Annotated in this window: 2 protein-coding genes; one reads left to right on the top strand and one right to left on the bottom strand. The window is 71.6% G+C overall.

Annotated features, from left to right (window positions below):
- Nucleotides 1-40: 40 nt before the first annotated feature.
- Nucleotides 41-1,426, bottom strand: a complete 1,386-nt coding sequence (locus AC31A1_RS49965; protein WP_489659685.1) for a hypothetical protein — start codon at nucleotides 1,424-1,426, stop codon at nucleotides 41-43.
- Nucleotides 1,427-1,597: 171 nt separating this feature from the next.
- Between AC31A1_RS49965 and AC31A1_RS49960 the strand changes: the two genes are divergently transcribed.
- Nucleotides 1,598-2,485, top strand: a complete 888-nt coding sequence (locus AC31A1_RS49960; protein ID WP_489659684.1) for a hypothetical protein — start codon at nucleotides 1,598-1,600, stop codon at nucleotides 2,483-2,485.
- The last annotated feature ends 46 nt before the right edge of the window (nucleotides 2,486-2,531 follow it).

Genomic DNA, 2,531 nt, shown 5'->3' with positions numbered 1-2,531 from the left:
GCCGGGCGGTTGAGGGCAGGGCTGGGAGCGCCCTGTGCGGTCAGCGGCCGGTGGTGCGGCGGGGGCGGAGCTTCTGGGCGCGGGGAAGTCCCGGGAAGAAATGGCCGGATCGGGGTCCGGGGCCGGTCAGTCCCGCCCTGAACAGCCCGTACGCGAGCCGCCGTTCGGCCGCTGCCCGCAGTTCGTCCCGCAGCGCGCCGCCGCGCAGCACCGCGTCAGGACCGAGCAGTCCTTCTACGACGGCCAGCGCACCGGCGGTGTCCCCGTGGATGAGGCGTTCGCGCACGCCGGTGAGGCAGTCCGGGTGGCGGTGTGCCTCGTCGATGGCCCGCAGACACGGCAGCGGGGTGCCGGTCAGCGCGACCAGCAGTTCCTCGCGCCGGATCTCGGCCGGATCGTGGTCCAGGGGTACCAGTACGCCGTCGACCAGACCGATCCGGTGCTGGGCGCCCCGGCATTCGATCAGGTGCGGATTCCTGGCACGGTCCAACACTCGCGCGGAAGCGTGCGGTTGAGGCCGAGGCCGATCCGGTACGAGTGCGGCGGCGACCAGCGGATGCAGTCGGCCGGCGTCGATCGCACCGGTGCGGAGGAGTTCCAGGTCGGGCAGGACCCAGGTGGCCGCGTCGGGGAGGACCGGTAGCTCGGTGGTGCTGCCGCCCGTAGGTGCCGGTGCGGTACGCAGGGTGTCCTCGACCGGGTCCAGGGTCAGCGTGAGCCGGTGCCGGGAGCCGAGCCGTACGACGACGGGACCGGGCGTCCGCCCCTCCGCGCGGAGCAGGATCGCCGCCTCGGCCGCCCACCGGTCGACGGCGCAGTGACGTCCCTCCAGCGCTGTCTCCGGCAGATCCGGGAGCGGTGGAGGGTCATCGGAGCGTGGCCGATCGGCGCCGGACCGGACCCGCAGCTCACCGCTCCTGCCCGCGTCCCACAGATGCCGGTGCAGGTCGAGGCGGAACCAACGGCTGGGCCGGGGATGCGGGTGCCGGCGGGCGTCGGCGTCGCGGCGCGTGCCGTCCCACAGCGCGAGGCTGACGCGCTGGCCGCCGTCCGCCCAGGCCGGCGGCGTCCGGACCACCAGATGCGGCGGGCCGGTGGCGTCGTCCCCGTAGCGGGCCAGGGTGAGGGTGAGGCCCGGGCGCAGCAACCCGTCAGGCGCGATCCTCGGCAGATGCCAGCGGAGCAGGTCAGGGGCCAGTCGGCGGAGATCGGCGCGGACCCGGGCGGCCAGTTCCCGGCCATGGGCGCGCGCTACGGACCGTAGATCGAGATCGAGGTCCACGCCCGCGGCGGCGCAGGCACCCGCCCAGTCGCCGGCATGCCGACGGGCCGTAGCGGTCTCGATCATGGAGGGCGGCACGGCGAACTCGCGCACGCGCAGCCAGAAGGAAAGCCGGGAATCCCCGATCGCGGTGTGAGGGAGCATCAGCACTCACCTTGCGCGGACGGGACCCCCATTCTGTGAACAGAGTGAGTCGTCATCGCGGGGAGCATAACCTTCCCGGCCGCGATCTGTCAGGGGGATTTCAGGGGCGTGCATTCCTGCGCACCGGCATAGAGTGGATGCGGGTTCAGGGCGTCTTTGGGGGTTGTGGACGTGGCGGACGACGGACCGGTCGAGCACGGCTACCCGCACCTCGATACGGTGCGGGACGCCATCACCGCGCTCTACAAGCGGTTGTCCTACGACACCGTCCAGACGTTCGCGACCAGCGTGGCCCCCGTCGACGTGGCGTTCTGCGACACGGACGACCTGCATCTGGGGGCGCAGCGGGTGGCCCGTGAGATGGTCCGGCACTACCGGCTCCCGGACGCCCGGCCGATCATCAGCTTCCGTGAGATGACCCATGCGGCGAACGTCGAACTCACCGCCGGGCCCGAGTACTTCATCGAGTTGAACGACCGGTTCCGCACGCATCGGCGGGACATCGGCGCGGCTCTCGCGCACGAGGTCATGCACGTCTATCTGCACCGCCTCGACCTGTCCTTCCCCGGCACCCGTGAGAACGAGATCCTCACGGACACGGCCGCGACGTATCTCGGCGCGGGGTGGCTGCTGCTGGACGCGTACCGGGAGGACTCGGCGTCCTCGCAGAAACTCGGCTATCTCACGCCGGAGGAGTTCGGGTACGTCCTCGCCAAGCGTGCCCTGGTCTTCGGCGAGGACCCCTCCGTGTGGTTCACCAGCCCGCAGGCCTACACGGCGTACGTCAAGGGCATGGCCCGGGCCCGGCGCGACGAGCAGCAGCCCCCGTTGACCGCGGCGGGGTGGGCGGGGCGACGCCGGTACGCCCAGGACCGGCGGCACGCACCCGGGCCGGGTCCTCAGCCAGGCGTGCCGTACGCCTTCAGCGGGGACCGGGGTGGCAGCTTGCGGGTGACTTTCCCGTGCCCTACGTGTCATCAGCGCATCCGGGTGCCGGTGCGGGGGCGGGTACGGGCGAGGTGTTCTCTGTGCCGGACGGTGTTGGAGTGCGACACGTAAGTCCCTTTCAAGTGACCGGTGTTGGAGCTGTCTCTTATACACATCT

Source organism: Streptomyces sp. P5F9, assembly GCF_057961495.1.
The sequence above is the reverse complement of the archived record's forward strand: the minus strand, read 5'-3'. Positions and strand labels throughout refer to the sequence as shown.

Coding starts and splice junctions, on each gene's coding strand:
- AC31A1_RS49965 (WP_489659685.1), bottom strand. CDS start 1,426: ATGCTCCCTCACACCGCGATCGGGGATTCCCGGCTTTCCTTCTGGCTG.